We start from the raw sequence: 18475 nt of genomic DNA on the forward strand, positions 1-18475 counted from the left end.
CTTTCTCCTAGACTTGCCCAGGCCTACGCGAAAGATGTTGCGCATGACGACGATCGACCGACGCATCGGTCCCTACGTGGTTCTTGGCGACGACTCCATCCTCGCCGCGCTGACGAAGATCAGCGACAACAAGTCGGGAATCGTGTTCTGCGTCGACGCGCGGGGCATCCTCGTGGGGTCCTTCTCCGACGGCGACTTCCGCCGGTGGGTCACCTCCACTCCCACTATCGACCTCACAACCCCGGTGGAGCAGGCCGCGCACCGCGACGCGGTGAGCCTGGCATACGGCTCGGACCCAGCCACCGTGGCCGCCGCCTTCCGCCCCGGCATCGAGGTCATCCCGCTCGTGGACGACCGCGGCCGGCTGGAGGCGATCGCGCGTCCGGCCGCGCAGGAGCTGCAGATCGGCCGGCACACGGTCGGCGAGGGGCACCCGGCGCTGCTCATCGCCGAGATCGGCAACAACCACCAGGGCGACGTCGGCCGGGCCAAGCACCTGGTCGACCTGGCCAAGGAGGCCGGGGCCGACGCCGTGAAGTTCCAGCTGCGCGACCTCGATTCCCTCTATCGCCAGGGCGCGGTGTCGACGTCGGAGGGCGAAGACCTCGGCCCGCAGTACACGATGAATCTGCTCGCGAAGTTCTCCTTCACCCCGGAGCAGATGATCGAGACGCTCGACCACTGCCGCGCCGTCGACATCGACGCGTTCTGCACGCCGTGGGACGAGCCGTCGCTGCGCGTGCTGTCCGACTACGGCGTGCCCGCGCTGAAGACCGCGAGCGCCGACCTGACCAACCACGACCTGCTGCGCGCCTGCGCCGCCGAGCACCTGCCGCTGCTGGTCTCGACCGGCATGTCGACCGAGGACGAGATCGTCGCGGCCGTCGACGTGCTGCGCCGGGCCGGCGCCCAGTTCGCGCTGCTGCAGTGCCAGTCGACCTACCCCGCCCCGTTCAAGGACGTCCACCTGCGCTACATGGACCGGTTGGCCGAGCTGGGCGACTGCCCCGTCGGCTACTCCGGGCACGAGCGCGGCATCCACGTCCCCGTCGCCGCCGTCGCCCGCGGCGCGCACGTCATCGAGAAGCACTTCACCGACGACAAGACGCTCGAGGGCAACGACCACCAGGTGTCGCTGCTGCCCGATGAGTTCGCCGACATGCTGAGCCGGGTGCGCGAGGTGGAGTCGGCGCTCGGCAGCGGCGAGTCACGCGCGGTGTCCACGGGCGAGCTGATGAACCGCGCCAACCTGGCCAAGTCGCTGGTCGCCACGCGTCGGCTCGAGATCGGCGAGCACGTGACGCGCGACGCCGTCACGGTGAAGTCTCCCGGCCGCGGACTGCAGCCCAACCACCTCGACGCGCTGATCGGCCGTCCCACGCGCCGCGTCGTCGAGGCCGGTGACTTCTTCTACGCCTCGGACGTCTCCGACACGGTGACCGAGGGCCGCGCCTACACCTTCCGGCGCCCGTGGGGGTGCCGGTGCGCTACCACGACGCCCGCCGGCTCATCACCGACAACCCGGTCAACCCCGACTTCCTGGAGTTCCACCTCTCGGCGCACGACGTGGAGATGGACGCCGAGACGATCGACCGGCTCCTCGGCGGCCGGTTCCCGGGCATGACGTACGCCGTGCACTGCCCCGACCTCTATCCCGGCGACTTCATCATCGACCTGGCCAGCGAGGACGACGACGTCTGGGAGCGCTCGATCGTCGAGGTCCAGCGCGTCATCGACATCACCCGCGACCTGGCCGGATGGTTCGACGCCGACCAGCCGCCCGTCGTGATCTGCACCATGGGCGGGTTCACCCGCGACCGGTTCATCCCGCCGGAGGACCGCCCCGCGCGCTACGCCCGCATCGCCCAGGCGCTGGAGCGGGTCGACGAGAGCGACGTGCGGCTGACGTCCCAGACGCTGCCGCCCTTCCCCTGGCTCATGGGCGGCCAGCAGCACCACAACCTGTTCATGGGCCTGGAGGACACGGTCGAGTTCTGCCGTCAGTACGATCGGCGCCTGACCCTGGACCTCAGCCACTCCAAGCTCGCCGCGAACTACACCCGCCGCCCGTTCAGCGAGTACGTCGAGCAGCTGGCGCCGCTCACCGACCACCTGCACATCGTCGACGCCGAGGGCGTCGACGGCGAAGGGCCGCAGATCGGCGAGGGCGAGATCGACTGGGCCACCACCGCGACGCAGCTGGACCGGCTCGCGCCGGGCGTCCCGTTCATCCCCGAGATCTGGCAGGGCCACGTCGACAACGGGGCCGGGTTCTGGACCGCCCTGGACCGCCTGGAGGAGTGGTTCTGATGCAGCCGGTCGCGCTGTGGGTGTGCCCGGTCGGGGAGTTCGCGGGCGTCGCGCGCCACATCACCGACGTCGCGCGCGTCGGCCTGCCCGGCTATCGGCTGGTCGTCACCGCACCGGAAGGTCCGCTGCTGGACCGGTTGTACGCCCTGGGCTGCCCGGCCGTCCCGCTTCCGGTCGAGGGAACGCCGACGCACCGCACGGTGCGCACCCTGCGTGAGACGGTGCGCCGGCTGCGGCCCGCTGTCGTCCACTCCCACCTGGCGAAGGCCGACTTCCTGGTCGCGATGGCCACGGTGGGAATGCCGGTCCGGCTGGTGTCGACCGAGCACCACATCCCCGAGGACCCGTTGACCTTCCACGGCAGCCGGGCCAAGTCGATGAGCCGGCGCGGCGCGCACCACGCGCGCATCCGGCGCTTCGACCAGCTGATCGCGGTGAGCGAGTCGACCCGGCGCGACATGCTGCGCCAGTGGCGCCCGAGCGCGCCCGTCACGGTCATCCGCAACGGCGTGGACCGCCTTGCGCCACAACAGGATCCGCCCACCGGGTTGCGCTTGCTGTCGTTGTCCCGGCTGTCCCCGGAGAAGAACGTCGAGACGACCCTTGAGGTGTTCGCCCGGCTTCGCAACCGCCACCCCGACGCCACGCTGACCGTGGCGGGGCAGGGCGACGAGCGAGCCGCCCTGGAGCAGCTGGCCGGACGGCTCGGGATCGAGGACGCCACGACGTTTCCCGGGTTCGTCGACGCCGAGGAGGCGATGGCGGACCACGACGTCCTGGTGCAGCCGTCGCGTGCCGACAACCTGTCCTACACGCTGCTCGACGCGGTCAACCGCGGCATGGGGGTCGTCGCCAGCGACATCGGCGGCAACCCGGAAATCCTGCCGCCCGGTTGCCTGGCCGGCCCCGACGACGTCGACGCCCTGGCCGTTGCCGTCGTCGAGCAGGGCACGCAGCCCGAGGCGCGCCCCTCGCTTCCGACGAACATCCCCGACGTGGCGGGGATGGTTCGCCAGATCGTCGGCATCTACGAACAGGCCCACCCCACTCCCGACCACGTCGACACCGCAGGAGCCGCCTGATGGGCGCCATGAACACCATCCGCCGCCTCGGCAGCCTCCCGGGTGTGCGCAAGGTCGCGCTGCACCCGCCCGTCCGCAAGGCGCTGGCCACCACCCTGATGCTGCGTTACATCCCGGCGGCGTGGGAGACGACCACTCCCAGAGCGTTCCTGCGACGCGAGTACCTCGATCGCGGCAACGTCGCGGCCTACACGCTGAAAGACGGCGGCTCTCGCCTCTGGCTCCAGCACGGACGCGACTTCGAGGCCCTGTACGAGTTGATCCACCGGGGCGAATACGAGCCCCCGGAACCTCTGCGTGCCCGGCTCGACCGCCCCGCGCTGCGGGTGCTCGACATCGGCGCCAACATCGGCGTCTTCTCCGCCTGGATCCTGCAGAAGTGGCCCGACGCGCAGATCACTGCCTTCGAGCCCGAGCCGGAGAACGCGGACCTCTACCGCCGCTGGGCGGCCTCTGCACCGCAGTCACCGGCCTTCGTCGAAGCCGCAGTGGTGACCTCCGAGAGCACGGTCCACATGCGGGAGGGCCTGGGCAGCGGGTCGTTCCTCACGGCCGACGAGCAGGGCAGCGCGGTCCGGGGTGTCGACGCGTTCGACTACCTCCCCGACGCGGACTTCGTGAAGATCGACATCGAGGGCGGTGAGTGGGCGATCCTCGGGGACCCGCGCATGCGTGACCTCCGGGAGTTGACCTTGGTCATGGAGTATCACCGCCACATGTCCCCCAGTCAGCCGCCGCGAGACGCCGCGGAGCGCCTCCTGCGTGACGCCGGGTTCACGACTGGGTTCGTCACGCAGAACTACTGGGGCCACGGGACGCTGTGGGCGTGGAAGGACTGACCCGCCCGCACCGGATCTCGTTCGCGGCCAACCACGGACAGATGGCCGGGGGCGAGGTGATGCTGCTCGCGATGGCCGAGGCCGCCACCGAGCTCGGCCACGACGTCGAGGTCGTGGCCCCGGAGCACCCCCACGACGTCGTCGACGAGGCTGCTCGGCGGGGTCTTCGCGTCGTCCCGCTGCGGACCCGCGGTGGCGCCGACCAGCTGCGGGTCACCCGCGCCTGGGACCGTGCCGAGCGTCGAGGACTGTTGTGGTGCAACGGGCCACGGCCTGCGCTCGCCACGACGGGACGGCCCCACCGGGTCGTGCACCTGCACCAGCGCCCCTCCGCAAGACAGCGGCGCCTGGTCCAGCTGGCGCGCCGCGGAGCGCTCGCGACCATCGTCCCCTCCTCCTCGATGGCGCGCCACGTGGCCAGCGCGAAGATCCTGTGGAACTGGTCTCCGGCCTTCCCTCCACCTCGACCCCAACCCGACCGGGGTTACATCACCCTCGGCTACCTCGGGCGCCTGTCGGAGGACAAGGGTCTGCTCGTGCTGTGCGAGGCGGTGCGCCGGCTGCAGGACCGTCGCCCGGGCTCCTTCCGTCTGCTGGTCGCCGGCGAGTCCCGGTTCGTCGCGCCCGACGAGGCCGGACGGGTGGCCGCCGCGCTGCAGGCGGTCGGGGCCGACCTCAGGGGATGGATGCCCGCCGACCGCTTCTTCGAGTCGGTCGACCTGGCCGTCTTCCCCTCGCTCTGGGACGAACCCTTCGGACTCGTGGTGAGCGAGGCGATGTCGGCCCGCCGGGCGTTCGTCATCAGCGACGCCGGCGCGCTCCCGGAGGTGGCCGGTGAGGGCTATCCGTGGACCTTCCGTCGCGGTGACGCCGACGGACTGGCGCGGCTGCTGGACAGGGCCAGCACCGCCGACTGGGCCCCCACGGTCGAAGAATCCTACGCGCGGTGGGCGACGCACTTCTCGCCCGAGGCGGGACGCGAGCGCCTGGGCCGACTGCTGGGGCAGCTCGAGACGAGGAAAGCCTCATGACGCGCGCCTCGCTGGTGGTCCCGTCCTATGCCGGGGCCGGTCGCCTCCCCCGGTTGCTCGACGCCCTGGCGCGGCAGACCCACGACGACTGGGAGGCCGTCGTCGTCCTCGACGGCGAGGTAGACGGCTCCGCCCAGACCCTGCGCGACCGTCACGACCTGCCGCTGCGCACCGTCGTGCTCCCGACCAACCAGGGACGGGTCGCTGCGCTCAACGCCGGCTTCCGGGCGGCAGACGGCGATGTCCTCATCCGGTGCGACGACGACTTCGAGCCTGCTCCGCACCACGTCGCGGCTCACGTCGCCGCGCACGAACGGCGCGAGTGCGGCGTGATCGGCCTGCCACGAAACATCGCCCCCGACGGCGCCTACCTGCGCGCGTACGGTCTCTACGCCGACGAGCGCCACCGAATCGCCGCGCTCTCGGCGCCGCCGGACGAACGTTGGCGCTTCTGGGGCGGCAACACCTCGGTCACCCGCGAAGTGTTCGACCGGGTCGGCGAGTTCGACGACCGCTATCGCGGATACGGCTGGGAGGACGTCGACTTCGGTTACCGCGTCCATCGGTTGGGCGTGCCCATCGACGTCGTCGAAGCGACCGAGGTGCGGCACCACATGGCCTCGGTCGACACCCGCACCCGAGCCCAGCGCGCCTTCTGGTCCGGCCAGGCACGGCGTCAGTTCGAGAACATCCACGGTCCCGACGTCAGCGCTCCGCCCGGCCCACCCACCTGGTGGAGCAGAGCCACCGACGCCGTGGCGGCCCGGCTCGACGAGGGGCGCGTCGCACGACTCGGCGCGGCCGTAGACAGGGCACTGCCCGCGCTGCCCGCCCCCGTCGGCCGCAAGGCTGTGGCGCTGGTGGTCGAGTCCTCGGCCAGGGCCGGCTTCGACAACAATGAGCCCCGATGACTTCCGGTGCAGCGATGGAGATCTGGTGCGTCACGCCCTCGTCCTCGGGCGGCTGGGGCCCGGTCACAGCACTCGCCGAGCTGGCTGGGCGAGTGCTCCAGGCCGACGTGCGGTTCATCCACCCTTCGAAGCCGTACGGGCCAGCCCGTAAAGCATTCGCCCATCTCCCCCGCCGACGTGGCAGTGGGCGGTCCCTGCTACTCATCGCCGCCCACCCAGGGAACCTGTTGTCGGTGGCCGAAGCTCCGGTGCTCGCGGGCCGTTTCGACCGCGTGGGTGCCTGGATCATCGACTCCTTCTGGGACGAGCTGCTGCCGCGATTCGCCCGACACCGCAACACGTTCGACAGGCTCTGGGTGACGGACGGCGAGCTGGCCGACCGCTACGGCGCGGCCACGGGCGTTCCTACTGGCTGGCTCCCCTGGGGGACGGACGCGTTGCAGGCGCAGCAGGACCACGACCTCACCGCCAATCGCCCGGTCGATGTGCTGCGTCTGGGTCGCCAACCGCGCGCCTGGGATGACGACGACTCCAACCGAGCAGCGCTCTCCCGCGTCGGGATGAGCTATCAGGGCCGCTTCCCGCTGGCAACAGACGGGTCGACCAACCAGCGCACGGTTCACGACCAGCTACGAAGGGCAAAGGTCGTCCTCGCGTCGAGCAGCCTCGACAGTCCCAGCGCATACCGCCACCCAACTCGCGACTATCTCTCTGCCCGATTCACCGACGCCGTGGCCAACGGGACGCTGATCGCCGGTTCGTCGCCCCGCTGCCGAGCCGCAGACCTGCTCCCGTCTGACGCGCTCATCCCAATGGATGTCAGCTCTCTCGAGGTGGGCCTGCCTGCCCTGCGCGCGGCCCTCGAGACGTACGACACCGGTGCGCCCCTGCGGCTGTCGCGCCACGCCCTGCGCATGTTGGACTGGCGCCACCGGATCCGCATCATCGCCGACGAGTTCGAGCTGAATCCAGCCACGCTCGATCAGGAGCTCGCTCAGATCGGGCACCTCGCGGAGGTGATGGACCCATGAGAGCGGACCTGCGCTACCTGCTCTCCACCTTCACGGCGAGAGACCGGTTCCTTCTCGTCATGGTGGTGCTGGCCCAGTTCACCTCGGCACTGCTCGACCTGGTCGGTATCGCCGTCGTGTTCCCGTTGATGCAGACACTTACCGGCGCCTCGCTGGACAGCGGCGTCCTCGGGCGCCTCTACGACATCCTCGGTGGCGGGTCCCGCGAGCGATTCACCATTGCCCTCGCCCTCGTCATGATCCTCGCCTTTCTGGCGAAGGCCGTACTGGCGTCGATCATCCTGTGGTGGTCCAGTGGGATCGTGGTGCGGTTGCAGACGACAACATCACGGCGACTCCTGCAGCACTACTTGACCGAGCCCTACCTGCGGCATCGCGACCGCAACGTGGGTGAGGTCATCAGTGCCGTCGGGCAGGGCGCGCAGATGGCTCACACCAGCGTGCTCGGTGGGTTGCTCCAGGTGCTCAGCCAGGCCATGTCGATCGGGTTGATCGCGGCGTTTCTACTCGTGGTGGCACCACTGCCCACCCTCGCCGCCATCGCCTACTTCGCCATCGTCGTCTTCGGTCTGCAACGGGCGCTAGCACCCGCCAACCGCAAGGCGGGTCTCGAGGCGCAGAACGCCGCCTGGGCGAGCTCCCACGCCTTGGTGGACTCGCTGCACGGCTTCCGAGAGCTGACGATGCACGACGCTCAGGGCTTTTTCGTCGATCGCTTCGACGCTGCCAACGTCAGCCAGGCTCAGTCCGCGCGGCGGGCGAACTTCTTGGCCATGCTGCCGAAGTCAGTCCTGGAACTGACCACGATGGCAGCAATCGCGCTCCTGGTGATCCTCTCGGTGGCGACCGGCAGCGAAGCCGCAGCCCTCCCCACGCTGAGTCTGTTCGTGGCCGCGAGCATCCGGATCCTCCCCTCGATGGTCGCCCTCACCGCGACCTTGGGAACCATCAAGGTCGGGCGAGCCGGTCTCGAGGTTGTCGTGCGTGCGCTCCAGGAGGCCCTCACGTCCGGGGCCAACGATCGAGACCCGCGCACGGAAGCCGCGCATCCCGTCACCGGAGCCCCGATCGAGGTGCAACAAGTCGGGTTCCGGTACCCCGGTGCCGGTCGCGACGTGCTCCGCGACGTGACGCTCCACATCCCCACCGGTTCGTCGCTGGCCCTCGCCGGCCCGAGCGGATCGGGCAAGACGACGCTGGTCAACATCATCCTCGGGCTCATCCCGCCGACCAGCGGCTCGGTGGCCTACGGCGATGTCCCCATCCGCCAGTCCGACCAGTGGTGGCACGACGTCGTGGCCTATGTACCGCAGGACGTCTACGTCGCCGACGACACTCTCGCCGGGAACATCGCCTTCGGAGTCCCAGAGGATCAGCGCGATCACGAGCTCGTTCGGCGCTCCGCCGACCGCGCGCTCTTGGGTGACCTGCTCGCAGAGCTCCCCGACGGCCTCGACACCCGTGTGGGAGAACGAGGTTCGCGACTGTCCGGCGGACAGCGTCAGCGTGTCGGGATCGCACGCGCCCTCTATCGCGAACCGCAGGTGCTAGTCCTGGACGAGGCGACCTCAGCCCTCGACAACGAGACAGAGCACCGGATGACCGAGGCGATCCGCAGTCTGCACGGTGAGATCACCACGATCATCGTCGCGCACCGGCTGTCCACGGTCCGCCACGCGCGCCAGCTGGCCTTCCTTGCCGACGGTCGGGTTGAAGCCGTCGGCACGTTCGACGAGGTGGTCTCCGCTTCCCCTCGATTCGCGCGGCTTGTCGCGCTAGGACAGCTCGACCTACAGGAGGGGCCCGAATCGGCATGAGAGATCGAGCGCGAGAATCGTTCGCTTCCGGCAAGCACGCAGCGCAGCAGCTGAAGCACCGGGCGTTCCTGGCGTACAAGCCGTACCGGTTCCGGGTGGCCGGCGCGGTCGAGCCGGTGTTCCGAGCCGCACACAAGCTCCGGCCATACCGGCTCGATCCGAATGACTGGCCGGGAACCCACCTCCCGCACAACGAGCCGCTGACTCGACGCACCAACGAGGCGCTGCCACGCCGCATCTTCGTGTTCTGGACCGGTGACAATGCAGTGTCGGCGCAGCGCCAGCGAGGCATCGACTCGCTGCGGGCGCTCAACCCAAGCCTCGACGTCGTCCTGATCACCCCCGAGAATCTGGACGACTACGTATTTCCGGGACACCCCTTCACCCGGCGTACAACGGCCTCTCCTTCATTCACCGCGCGGACTACCTCAAGAGCTACTTCATGCAGTTCCACGGTGGCGGCTATGCCGACATCAAGCCATCCCGGAACAGTTGGGAACCAGTTTTCGACCGCATGGACGACTCAGAGCAATGGATGGCCGGGTATCGCGTCCCGGTGCGGCTCATGACTCCCAACGAACCTGACCCTCGATTGGAGAAGGTTATGCGTCGATGCTCAGAGGTCCGCCTGGGGCAGTGCAGCTACATCGCTCGCCCAGACACTCCCCTGACCCGCGAGTGGTGGGTGGAGCTGAATCATCGAATGGACAAGTACGCTGACCACCTCGCTCTGCACCCGGGGAACGCTCGCGGCGACAACGTTGGCTACCCTGTCCCCTTCAACGCTCTCCTGGCTCAGGTCGTCGACCCGCTGCAGGTGAAGTACCGGGACGCGCTGCTGTACGACGAGCGGCTCTTCCCGGACCACGACGACTACCAGTGATGCGCATCCGCCAGATCCGCGTAGCCCTCGACGACTGACCATCGGGGGTCGAGCTGAAAGGCCTTGTCGCCGTTGATCCCTCGACGGTGGAACGCCGGCGCCCACACCAGCGCGTGGTTGTCTCTGTAGACACCGTTGCTGAGGTAGGCACCCCAGTAGGAGAACGTCGAGTTCGCGAGCACCAGCCGCCGCGCTGAAGCGAGCTGCGCCAGGTTGGCCACAGGCCCGTCTCCGGTTCGCTGGTATGTCACCTCCCCGAACTCGGTCAGGAACCCCAGCTCGGCCGAGCACCACCCGGGGTCGTCGGAGACCACGTCCACGCGCGCGATTGCCTGTTGCCGCCTGGCCCCGTGCATGGCTGCGCGCACGTAGCCACGCACGTCGAACCCGTAGAGCAGTCGAAGCTGCGGATCTGAGTAGTAGTCACCGCGGCGAACGTTGACCGTGACTACGTCCTCGCGCGGCTCGCGGGAGACGGGGAGGCCCGACCTCAGGAGTCGCTCGCGCACGAAGTCCGGGAGGAACTCCTCGGGGAACTTGTCGAAGTCTTGCGACCAGTCGCACTCTCGCGCGTCCGAGAAGCGAAGCTCGTCGCGAGCCAGGAGCAGAGGCTCGATGCGGGGGAACACCTCGAGCCACGGCCGCATGGCGTCGGTCTGGAGGACCCACCAGTCCCGACCGGTCGCCTGGCCGTAGTGGCCCCAGAGCCAGAAGGAGAACATGTTGCCGACGCCGATCCCGGACTCGGGAGGCAGGTTGACCGTTCGATGGCGGCCATTCGCTCGCCAGGCGTCCAGCCGCTTCAGAGCGTGAAAGCGGACGAACCGGGCTGCCCGGGCGGGTGCGCTCCTGCGTGCTACCGAAGTGCGGCTCATTTCCACCGACCGGTCTCGCGCACGAACGCGATCTTGCGTCGCACGCGCTTGTGCGCCGCGCGCCCCAGAAGCGCAAGCTCGCGACCGACCATCTCGCGGCGTGGCATCTCTTCCCGACGGCGGACCGAGAATCGATCGAGCAGCTCCTCAGGCACCAGCTCCTGCCCCATGCCGAAGCGGCGTCCGAACCGGGCCACCTTGAGGGGTTTGTCGCCGGGGCCGCAGAAGTGCACTGCGAACGCGTCGTTGAGGTCGCCGTCGTAGTAGTGAGCACGAGAGTTGAGCCGTCGGTGACCGACGATGGTCACGCCTTCGGTGAACTCCGGGTGGTCGCGGATCGTGCGCCAGATCGCGTCCTGGTCGCCGAACGTGTACAACCCCTCGTCGGTCTCGGACCAGTCAGAGCGGATCGCCTCGAGATCCCAGGCCTGTGCCGCATCGAGGAAGGCGAAGGTGCGCGGGTCGTTGCGCAGGAGCAGCACACCGCTGTTGACCCGGGTCCAGGTGTCATCCGGTTCTCGCGGCCCCTCAGCGATCACGAGGAACGCATCGCTGTCCGTCGCTTCAGCGATCAGCTCTTCCACCGCGGGGCTCTTCAGGTCGGTGACGTAGACGTCGTCATCCAGATAGAGGACCCAGTCGAAATGCGGCAGGATCTCGCGAACCAGCTCGAACTTGTAGTAGTAGACGGTGTCGATGCCCGGGGCCAGGCCGATCCCGATGTGATGGGTGAAACCGTGAAGACCGGCGAAGACCTTGTGGTTGACGTACGAGCGATAGCGCACCTCGTCACCACCGCTCGCCACGCACACGCGCGGACTAGCCGCCATTCGCGTTCACCTCCTCGGATGATTCTCCCTCACGACGAGTCGCCCAGCCGTGCTGGATGATCGCCCTTTGGCTGCGGAACCCTGACAGCGGCTGGACGTCGCGTCCGGCCAACCGACGGGCGCCGTTCCAGCCGAGATTGACCAGACTCGCCGCCATCAAGCCCACGCGCAGGGCTGCTGGTGAACCCCACTTCTGCTGGTAACGGAACCGCGAGTCGACGACCCAGCCAGCGCGGCGGAGCGGGTCGGACGAACCCCCGCCTTCGTGCTCGAGCGTCGGGGACGGCAGGACGACGACGGGCAGTCCTCGCTCCTCGTGAAGACGCCGCTGCAGGTCGATCTCCTCGCTGTTCATGAAGAACCGCTCGTCAAACCCGCCGACAGCCTGGACGTCGTCCGTCGGGATCAGCAGGCACACACCGACCGCCCAGTCCGTGACGGCAACGGACGGCGAGGACCATCCGGCGACGTCGTTGCCCAGCGCTCGCTCCAGCCAAGGCCGACCGTGGAAACGGGCAAGGGGCTCCAGCCACTCGACGACGTGCTGGCCTGGCGTGGGCCACAACCGCGTGACACACAGGTCACGCTGCTGACGGACCTGCACGGACACCACGGCTGGCCACCACGGATCGGCTGCCGCCAGCAGGCGGGAGACGAAGTCAGGCTCGACCTGGGCGTCGCTGTTGAGCACCAGCACCGCATCCTCACTGACGACAGCGAGCCCTGAGTTCACCGCGGACCCGAACCCCCGTTCCTATGGCGCCGGACCACCTCGAACCCTTCCCCGGCGGGGAAAGGGACCGGAGACGCGTCGTCCACGACGATGACCCGGCAGTCGCTGCCCTTCTGGTCAGTGAGCTGCCGGACCAGCAGCTGAGTCGGGGCAGGATCACCGAAGTGCGGGATGACCACCGCTACAGACGCGTTCGTCACCACAGCTGCTCCAGCTGCGTCACCCGCTGCACCATCGTGTGTTCGGCCAGCGTGCGCTGCCTCGCCCGGCGTCGCAGCTCGACGAACTCCGCCGGGTGCTCGACGACCCGGCGAGCGGCCTCCACCAGCTCGTCGTGATCGGTGAAGACCAGGATCTCCCGACCGGGCTCGTAGAGCTCGGCGACGTCGGGCCGGTCGATGAGCTGCACGCCACCGACCGCGCTGGCCTCGTAGGTGCGCATGGTGAACCCGTCCTGGTCGCCGTGCACGTTCAGCGTCGCGGCACTGTCCCGCATGATCGCGAGTGCCTGGTCATAGGGAACGTCGCGCGAGTTGGGCAGCGGGTTCGGCCGCAATCGCCACGTGCGCGCACGGTCGATCGGGTGGTCCGACCATCCTCGGCCCCACACGTGGACCGGAAGCCCGGCCTGGTGCATCGCGGTGAGAGCGACGGTCCGGTTAGGCAGAGGGGCGCCCACGAAACTCACCAGCCCGTCGGCCTCGCTCGTGGCTGCCGGAACCTTGCGGTCGTCGAAGCCGGTGCGCACGTGCAGCGCGGGGATTCCCTTCTCGCGCAACGCTGCTGCGTCACCGCTGCTGTAGGTCGCGATGCGTGCGACCTGGGCGAGGCCAGCGGGGTCGTACGTCATCCGACGCAGCTCGTCGTAGAGCCAGACTGCGACCTGCCTCCCGCCGGACGACGCCTCGTCCCAGAAGGCAGAGGTCAGCAGATCGCCCCGGACGACCAGCACGACGTCCGGCCGGAACTGCCGCATCCGGGCGATGGCACGGTCGGTGGCATAGGTGGCCGACTGGACCAGGGCACCGTCCCCCGGATCTTCGCCGGCAGCTCGAAGGCGAGCTTGTTCCAGGCCTTGCGCGCACGGGAGTCGACGGCGTCGTAGCGGTGCACGGCCACGTCATAGCCGCGCCGCGACAGCGCGTCACCGATGGAGTCGCCGTACCCGTGGAACCCGGGCGCGACCACAAGCAGCCGGCTCATGCTGACCGACTCCGCAACAGCTTGGCGGGGACTCCGCCGACCACGGCGCCGGCCGGAACGTCGGACACCACTACGGCCCCCGCCGCGACGGTGGCGCCGTCACCGATCTGGACGCCGCCGAGCACGACGACGTTCTGTCCCAGGAAGACGTCGTCACCGATCGTGACCGCCCCGGTCCCGTGCACCCCGTGCCGGTCGGCTCGCTCGTGGTCGGTGCTGGTCACCATGACGTTGTCGGCCAGCACGCACCGCTGACCCAGCTCGACGGGGTCGATCGAGTGCAGGTGTGCGCGGTGACCGATGTAGCAGCCGTCGCCGATGACGAGCCGGCTGCCCTCGCCCTCGGTCGCCAGCCAGGCGCCGTCGCGGACGAGCACATCCCGACCGATGGTGATGCGGTCGACGCCCATGAGCATCAGCGGAGCGACAACGACCGTGCCGGCGCCGATGCTGTCGAACGCCGCGCGCATGACGGGCATCCCGAGCTGCGCCAGCCGGTAGCGCAGGCCAGCGCGCTTCTCGACCAGGAGCCGGGCGAGCTTGTGGCTCATGGCGCCGCCCACCATCGATCGGCCAGACGGGGCTCTTCTCCGAACCGCGCGCCGATGGCCAGTCCGAGCACAATGAAGGCTCCCGTCGTCATGAACACCTCACCGAGCTTCCACCCACACACGAGGATCACGACGGTCGCCGCCTCCGCGATCAGCAGCGGCCTCGGCACGGTCACCCGGCGACTGAAGATGCCGAGGGCCAGGACGCCGAACGCCAGGATCGTCGCGTACAGGAAGGGATAACCGCCCTCGACGAAGGCCTGGGCATAGGAGTCGTGCATGAATGCCTCTCGGCCGCCTTCGAGCACGACGTATCCCTCGTTGAGGCCAAGCCCGGTCGGGGGTGTAGCCAACCTTCACCTCAGTGGCCGCATTGATCTGCTCGCGATACCAGTCCGTGCCGACTCGGTCGGCGAAGACTCCGATGCGGGCGAACTGGGTCTCGACGAAGATCACCATCCAGACCGCCAACGCGGTTCCAGCCAGCCGGAAGGTGATCCCGAGTCGGTTGCGGAGCAGCAGCCAGGCGACCCCCAACGCGAACGCCATCATGGACGTGCGTGAGCCGGTGAGGAACAGCAGACCGCTCGACAGCAGCAACCAGGGGATCGTCCAGCGGCGCGGGATGGCGAGCAGCCCCAGCATCCCGACGAGGGCGTAGTAGAGGCCGGCGACGTTCTTGTCGGTGTAGAAACCGCTGAGGAACGGGGGTAGTTGTTCGGCGCGACCCCCGCGTAGAACGCGATGGCGTTGAGGAGCGGGGAGATGGCCGCCCCCGCGAAGAACGACACCGGGTCGATGCGTTGCTGCGCGACGACCGCCGCAACGGTCAGGATGAGGAAGAAGCGGAAGCTGCGCTGCGCCCAGGTTTGGCCCTGGTCGATCGACACCAGGATCAGATACGCGAAAAGCGCCAGGCCCAGAAGGTAGAGGATCCCACCCCAGCGCACGTGCACGGCGGGTCGCCGGAACGCGGCCACCGTGATGATCAATCCGGACAGCGCGACCCCGAGGGGCGCCGGGCCGATCGTGTAGTTGTTGAGCACGAGCAGGGCGCCCAGCACGAAGTCGAGCGCATTGACCTGCGACCAGTAGGCGCTGGCCCGCTCCAGCCACTGCGGCTTGGCCGACGCGGTGGCAACCGAGGCCCCGCTGTGCGCGGCCGGGGGCGCGAGGGCCACCTCAGCCCACCGCGTCCTTCCTCCGCCGCCGCTTCCGGGCCGCCCGGCTGCTGGTCGGCTCGGCATCAGTGACGACGTCTGCGGGCCGCGAGCGCTCGGACGAGGCCGCCCCGGCTCCGCCGCGGCGTAGTAGTCCTTGTAGTAGCCGGTGTATCCGGTGTAGCTGTAGGCCGAGTCGGTCAGCGAGCGCTTCGACGCCGCGTTCAGGACGACGCCCAGGACGCGGGCCTTGGTCTGGTCGAGCAGCTTGGTGCTCTGCTCGAGCGCCGCCCGGTGCGTGCGCCCGAGTCGCGTCACCAGGATGGTGCCGTCGGCAGCGGCGCTCAGCAGGGCGCCGTCGGTGACCGCGAGCACCGGCGGCGCGTCGATGACGACCATGTGGTTGGCCGCGAGCCGATCGATGAGCGTGTGCATGGCGTTCGACCCCACCAGCTCGGACGGGTTCGGGGGATGCGTCCTGCGGGGAGGATCTGCAGCCCCCGCGTGCCCGACTCGACGAGCGCGTCCTCGAGCGGCACGTCACCGGCGAGCACCTGGGTGACCCCGACCGCCGAGTCGACGTTGAACTGGTCGCCCTGGGTCGGGCGGCGCAGGTCGCAGTCGATGAGCACCACGGGCTGGCCAGCGGCGGCCAGAAGGCGAGCGAGCTGCGCCGCGATGGTCGACTTGCCGTCACCGGGGGCGGGCGACGTGACGACCACCGAGCGCGGCGGGGCGTCCACGCTCACGAACCGCAGGTTGGTGCGCAGCTGCCGCAACGCCTCCCCTGCCGCGCCGCTGACCCGCTTCGACGCCTGACCCTTGCGGATCTTGAGCGACTTGGTCTCGGGGACGACGCCGAGCACCGACTTGCCGGTGAGCAGCTCGACCTGCTCCTGGCTGCGGATCCGCGCGTCCAACGCACGCCGGGCGAAGGCGAAGAAACCACCGAGCAGCGCCCCGGCCAACCCGCCGATAACGAGGTTTCGCAGTGCCCCGGGGCGTGCCGGCGCCCCCGGCAGCGCAGCTGGTTCGTAGGCGAGCACGTTGATGCTCGTCATCCCCCGCATCTGTTCCTCGGATGTCTCTCGGCCCTGGGTCCGCCCGAAGGTCTCCAGGCGCAGCGCCTCGTAGCGCAGGGCGGACAAGGTCGCGTTGGCCAGAGCCTGCGCCTCGCGGGCGGTCGGCGCCTGCGCCGTCACGTTGATGAAGGGAGACCCGGCCGACGTGGTCGCCGTGACCGTGCCGCTGCTCGTGAGCCCCTGCGAGGCCAGGGTCCGCGACGCGCGCTCGGCGACGGCGCTGGTGTTGACCAACGACGCGTACATCGACGCACGACTGACCGTGACGGTGTCACCAGACATGGTGTCGCCGACCGACAGTGTGCTGCCGGCGACAACCACTCCACGCGACTCCGCGACGTACATCGTCGGACGGGTCAGGGTGTAGGCGGCGGCGACGAGCAGGCCGATCAGCAGCCCGATGGCCACGCTGAGCCACGAGCGGCGCAGCAGGCGGATGACGTCGAGGATGGTCACGGTGCTCCCGGGGTGTTCTCCAGCAGGCCCACCTCGGTGAGCTGTGCCAGACAGGTCTGAATGTCGGCGCGGACGATGGATGGGGTTTGGTCGAGGGCCTGGCTCACCTCGTCGACGACTTCCTCGGCGGTGCTCCTGCCCGACGCGACGTCCCACACGACGAACGCCGTGGGCGACAGCACGTGGACCGGTCCGCCGTCGGCGTGCACGACGTAGGCCACGCCGTCGCCAGCGTGCCAGACGACATCCTCCGGGGCCTTCCAGGTCATGCTCTCCCCTCCGTAGACCCCGGCGCGCAAGAATACCGGCCTGCGAGAACGCTGTCCTCACCCGGTGCAGATTCGCCCGTGCGTAGTCGGTCGGTGTCGGCTCGCGGCCCAGCTCCTCGCGCAGCAGATCGGGGTTGACCGATACGAAGGCCCGCGCGACCCGCGCCTTGGCGCGGGGCCCGCGCGCCGCCTGGAAGCGGCCCGCCCACTCGTCGAAGCGGTTCGAGTCACGCTCGGAGAAGTGCCGCCACAGCCGATAGTCGCGGTGGTGGCGAAACTGCTCCAGCTCCCCCGTCGCGGCCGCCAGCGCCACCTCGGCGTCGAACTCCTTCGCCAGCCGCCGCACGACCGCCCGGTCCTCCTCGCTCGCGTCCAACCAGGTGAGGGACTGGTCGTCGACGGCCGTCCCGCCGCTGCGCGCCGCGTGCAGCAGCAGGATGAAGCGTTGGGCTGGCACTGACGGGACCGGGCACGAGACGTGTCCCAGCTCGACGCGCCCCGCGTCGCGCCACAGCCGGTCGAACGCCTCGGTCGCGTCGATCCCGAACCCCGGCCAGCTGCGGTGCAGGTCGAGCAGTCCGAGGTATTCGTGCCGGAGGTTGAACGCGTGGCCGAACGCCGAGCCTTCGTCGAACCCGCTGACGCGCGCCCACCCGCGCTGCTGCAGCGCCTCGAGCAGGACGTCGACGTGTGCCGGGCGGACCAGCACGTCGGCGTCCAGGCTCTGCCGACCCGGGGCGCGCAGCGACCCGTCGGCGGCGGGCCCCTTGAGGTGCAGCAGGTCGACGCCGTGCTGATCGGCGAGGCGCTGCGCCACGCCGTGCGCGAGCCGCACGCGCACGGCGACCGGGACCTCCTCGATCATTCCGCGCCACCCCGCGACGAGTTCGCGAGCAGCCCCGCCACCACGCGCCGGACGTCTGCGTCGAGGACCCGCGCGCAGTTGCGCGCGGCCTCGGGCCCCTTGCCCATGGGGTCGGCGACGTCCTCCTCGGGCCGCACGCTCGCCCGGTGCCGGCGGATCGTCGCGGCCAGGTCGGCTCCGGTCTGCTCGGCCGGCAGCCGCTCCAGGGTGCGGGCCAGCTGCCCGAGCGTGAGGGTGACCGAGGCGCGGGCCGGGTGGTCCTCGATCACGCGGTCGCGCTGGGAGCGCTGCATCGCCACGACGAGATCGGCCGCGCGGACGAGCGACGGGGTCAGCTGCCGCGCGACGAATCCGCCCGGGTCGCCGCCGCGGCGGGCCAGCTGCTCGGCCATCAGCGGATCCATCGGTGAGCCCGCCAGCGCCCCCAGGCCGGCGCTGCTGAACTGCCACCCGCTGTCGCCGGCCAGGGAGCCGGCCAGGCGCTCGGCGAACGGGGAACGGCAGACGTTGCCCTCGCAGACGAAAAGCAGTGTCGGCAAACCGTCGC

General features: G+C 69.6%; 19 protein-coding genes. 9 read left to right on the top strand and 10 right to left on the bottom strand.

Features of this window, described 5'->3' with window-relative positions; translation table 11 throughout:
* The first annotated feature begins 43 nt into the window (after positions 1–43).
* The 9 genes from QUE40_RS13035 to QUE40_RS13075 all read left to right on the top strand — a co-directional run bounded on the left by QUE40_RS13035 (position 44) and on the right by QUE40_RS13075 (position 9904).
* Complete coding sequence (locus QUE40_RS13035) at positions 44–1624, top strand: N-acetylneuraminate synthase family protein (protein WP_289231241.1); 1581 nt, start codon at positions 44–46, stop codon at positions 1622–1624.
* Positions 1621–2310, top strand: a complete 690-nt coding sequence (locus QUE40_RS13040) for a sugar phosphate isomerase/epimerase family protein (RefSeq protein ID WP_289233086.1) — start codon at positions 1621–1623, stop codon at positions 2308–2310. The genes QUE40_RS13035 and QUE40_RS13040 overlap by 4 nt, the downstream gene beginning before the upstream one ends.
* Positions 2310–3392, top strand: a complete 1083-nt coding sequence (locus tag QUE40_RS13045; protein WP_289231242.1) for a glycosyltransferase family 4 protein — start codon at positions 2310–2312, stop codon at positions 3390–3392. Before QUE40_RS13040 ends, QUE40_RS13045 begins: the two co-directional genes overlap by 1 nt.
* On the top strand, positions 3392–4231 hold the full coding sequence (locus QUE40_RS13050; RefSeq protein WP_289231243.1) for an FkbM family methyltransferase: 840 nt from the start codon (positions 3392–3394) through the stop codon (positions 4229–4231). Before QUE40_RS13045 ends, QUE40_RS13050 begins: the two co-directional genes overlap by 1 nt.
* Complete coding sequence (locus tag QUE40_RS13055; protein WP_289231244.1) at positions 4219–5262, top strand: glycosyltransferase family 4 protein; 1044 nt, start codon at positions 4219–4221, stop codon at positions 5260–5262. Before QUE40_RS13050 ends, QUE40_RS13055 begins: the two co-directional genes overlap by 13 nt.
* Positions 5259–6173 (top strand): glycosyltransferase family 2 protein, encoded by a 915-nt coding sequence (locus QUE40_RS13060; protein ID WP_289231245.1) that lies wholly within the window; start codon positions 5259–5261, stop codon positions 6171–6173. Before QUE40_RS13055 ends, QUE40_RS13060 begins: the two co-directional genes overlap by 4 nt.
* A gap of 233 nt (positions 6174–6406) precedes the next feature.
* The gene (locus QUE40_RS13065; protein WP_289231246.1) at positions 6407–7204 is read left to right on the top strand and encodes a hypothetical protein; all 798 of its coding nucleotides are present in this window, start codon (positions 6407–6409) and stop codon (positions 7202–7204) included.
* Entirely contained in the window at positions 7201–9021 is a 1821-nt protein-coding gene (locus QUE40_RS13070) for an ABC transporter ATP-binding protein (protein ID WP_289231247.1), read from the top strand. Before QUE40_RS13065 ends, QUE40_RS13070 begins: the two co-directional genes overlap by 4 nt.
* A gap of 442 nt (positions 9022–9463) precedes the next feature.
* On the top strand, positions 9464–9904 hold the full coding sequence (locus tag QUE40_RS13075; protein ID WP_289231248.1) for a hypothetical protein: 441 nt from the start codon (positions 9464–9466) through the stop codon (positions 9902–9904).
* Here the strand turns inward: QUE40_RS13075 and QUE40_RS13080 are convergent.
* The 10 genes from QUE40_RS13080 to QUE40_RS13125 all read right to left on the bottom strand — a co-directional run bounded on the left by QUE40_RS13080 (position 9895) and on the right by QUE40_RS13125 (position 18467).
* On the bottom strand, positions 9895–10626 hold the full coding sequence (locus QUE40_RS13080; protein ID WP_289231249.1) for an alpha-1,2-fucosyltransferase: 732 nt from the start codon (positions 10624–10626) through the stop codon (positions 9895–9897). The two genes, QUE40_RS13075 and QUE40_RS13080, sit on opposite strands and share 10 nt — an antisense overlap.
* Positions 10627–10775: 149 nt before the next feature.
* Positions 10776–11564, bottom strand: a complete 789-nt coding sequence (locus QUE40_RS13085) for a glycosyltransferase family protein (RefSeq protein ID WP_289231250.1) — start codon at positions 11562–11564, stop codon at positions 10776–10778.
* 34 nt (positions 11565–11598) lie between these two features.
* The gene (locus tag QUE40_RS13090; RefSeq protein WP_433997001.1) at positions 11599–12306 is read right to left on the bottom strand and encodes a glycosyltransferase family 2 protein; all 708 of its coding nucleotides are present in this window, start codon (positions 12304–12306) and stop codon (positions 11599–11601) included.
* 232 nt (positions 12307–12538) lie between these two features.
* The gene (locus tag QUE40_RS13095; protein WP_289231251.1) at positions 12539–13318 is read right to left on the bottom strand and encodes a CgeB family protein; all 780 of its coding nucleotides are present in this window, start codon (positions 13316–13318) and stop codon (positions 12539–12541) included.
* A complete protein-coding gene (locus tag QUE40_RS13100; protein ID WP_289231252.1) occupies positions 13267–13545 on the bottom strand; it encodes a hypothetical protein in 279 nt (92 codons plus the stop codon). The genes QUE40_RS13095 and QUE40_RS13100 overlap by 52 nt, the downstream gene beginning before the upstream one ends.
* Complete coding sequence (locus QUE40_RS13105; RefSeq protein WP_289231253.1) at positions 13542–14096, bottom strand: acyltransferase; 555 nt, start codon at positions 14094–14096, stop codon at positions 13542–13544. Before QUE40_RS13105 ends, QUE40_RS13100 begins: the two co-directional genes overlap by 4 nt.
* The gene (locus tag QUE40_RS13110; RefSeq protein WP_289231254.1) at positions 14093–14404 is read right to left on the bottom strand and encodes a hypothetical protein; all 312 of its coding nucleotides are present in this window, start codon (positions 14402–14404) and stop codon (positions 14093–14095) included. The genes QUE40_RS13105 and QUE40_RS13110 overlap by 4 nt, the downstream gene beginning before the upstream one ends.
* 240 nt (positions 14405–14644) lie before the next feature.
* On the bottom strand, positions 14645–15691 hold the full coding sequence (locus QUE40_RS13115; RefSeq protein WP_289231255.1) for a P-loop NTPase family protein: 1047 nt from the start codon (positions 15689–15691) through the stop codon (positions 14645–14647).
* A complete protein-coding gene (locus QUE40_RS19725; RefSeq protein ID WP_289231256.1) occupies positions 15601–17928 on the bottom strand; it encodes a nucleotidyltransferase family protein in 2328 nt (775 codons plus the stop codon). Before QUE40_RS19725 ends, QUE40_RS13115 begins: the two co-directional genes overlap by 91 nt.
* Positions 17925–18467, bottom strand: a complete 543-nt coding sequence (locus QUE40_RS13125) for an arsenate reductase/protein-tyrosine-phosphatase family protein (RefSeq protein ID WP_289231257.1) — start codon at positions 18465–18467, stop codon at positions 17925–17927. Before QUE40_RS13125 ends, QUE40_RS19725 begins: the two co-directional genes overlap by 4 nt.
* Positions 18468–18475 lie beyond the last annotated feature (8 nt).

Source organism: Barrientosiimonas endolithica, from assembly GCF_030296655.1.
Lineage (GTDB): Bacteria > Actinomycetota > Actinomycetes > Actinomycetales > Dermatophilaceae > Barrientosiimonas > Barrientosiimonas humi.

What these genes read in the sequence shown, in the direction of transcription:
- QUE40_RS13035 (WP_289231241.1), top strand. Translation starts at nt 44, where the DNA reads ATGACGACGATCGACCGACGCATCGGTCCCTACGTGGTTCTTGGCGAC.
- QUE40_RS13040 (WP_289233086.1), top strand. Translation starts at nt 1,621, where the DNA reads ATGACGTACGCCGTGCACTGCCCCGACCTCTATCCCGGCGACTTCATC.
- QUE40_RS13045 (WP_289231242.1), top strand. Translation starts at nt 2,310, where the DNA reads ATGCAGCCGGTCGCGCTGTGGGTGTGCCCGGTCGGGGAGTTCGCGGGC.
- QUE40_RS13050 (WP_289231243.1), top strand. Translation starts at nt 3,392, where the DNA reads ATGGGCGCCATGAACACCATCCGCCGCCTCGGCAGCCTCCCGGGTGTG.
- QUE40_RS13060 (WP_289231245.1), top strand. Translation starts at nt 5,259, where the DNA reads ATGACGCGCGCCTCGCTGGTGGTCCCGTCCTATGCCGGGGCCGGTCGC.
- QUE40_RS13070 (WP_289231247.1), top strand. Translation starts at nt 7,201, where the DNA reads ATGAGAGCGGACCTGCGCTACCTGCTCTCCACCTTCACGGCGAGAGAC.
- QUE40_RS13075 (WP_289231248.1), top strand. Translation starts at nt 9,464, where the DNA reads ATGCAGTTCCACGGTGGCGGCTATGCCGACATCAAGCCATCCCGGAAC.
- QUE40_RS13080 (WP_289231249.1), bottom strand. Translation starts at nt 10,626, where the DNA reads ATGTTCTCCTTCTGGCTCTGGGGCCACTACGGCCAGGCGACCGGTCGG.
- QUE40_RS13095 (WP_289231251.1), bottom strand. Translation starts at nt 13,318, where the DNA reads ATGCGGCAGTTCCGGCCGGACGTCGTGCTGGTCGTCCGGGGCGATCTG.
- QUE40_RS13100 (WP_289231252.1), bottom strand. Translation starts at nt 13,545, where the DNA reads ATGAGCCGGCTGCTTGTGGTCGCGCCCGGGTTCCACGGGTACGGCGAC.
- QUE40_RS13105 (WP_289231253.1), bottom strand. Translation starts at nt 14,096, where the DNA reads ATGAGCCACAAGCTCGCCCGGCTCCTGGTCGAGAAGCGCGCTGGCCTG.
- QUE40_RS13115 (WP_289231255.1), bottom strand. Translation starts at nt 15,691, where the DNA reads ATGCACACGCTCATCGATCGGCTCGCGGCCAACCACATGGTCGTCATC.
- QUE40_RS19725 (WP_289231256.1), bottom strand. Translation starts at nt 17,928, where the DNA reads ATGATCGAGGAGGTCCCGGTCGCCGTGCGCGTGCGGCTCGCGCACGGC.